Source organism: Frankia sp. AgPm24 (assembly GCF_023243055.1).
Lineage (GTDB): Bacteria > Actinomycetota > Actinomycetes > Frankiales > Frankiaceae > Frankia > Frankia umida.
Map to the genome: position 1 here is coordinate 1 of NZ_JALKFW010000098.1, position 453 is coordinate 453.

The 453-nt window shown below is 68.2% G+C and carries 1 protein-coding gene; it reads left to right on the forward strand.

Annotated features, from left to right (window positions below):
- Nucleotides 1-453: ketoacyl-synthetase C-terminal extension domain-containing protein (locus MXD61_RS05830; RefSeq protein WP_248811811.1), on the forward strand; the 453-nt coding region annotated here is incomplete at both ends.

Sequence of the window (453 nt, forward strand, 5' to 3'; positions counted from 1 at the left end):
AATCTCCTCCTTCGGCATCAGCGGCACCAACGCCCACATCATCATCGAAGAACCACCCACAGCCACCCCGGCCACCGCGGAGAGCGGTTCAGCGCCAGCCGGTGACCTGGCAGCAGCGGCCGTGGCCGTGGCCGTCGAGGTGGCCGCTGGTGCGGCGCCGGGGTTCGGACCGGACGACAGGTTCGAGTTCCCGTTGTCGGCGCGGACCCCGCACAGCCTGCGGGCCGCCGCACACCGCCTGAGGGAACACCTGACGGAGAACCCCGAGTTCGCTCTGGCCGAAGTCAGCCATGCGCTGCGCGCCCGACACGACTTCGATCACCGCGCCGTCATTCTGACAACCAGCCGGGCGGGCCTGCTTTCCACACTGACCAAACTGACCGATCTGCCGGTGTCGACGACGCGGGAAATCGTGGAACTCCCCGACGCCACCCTCACCCTCGGCCAGAAACA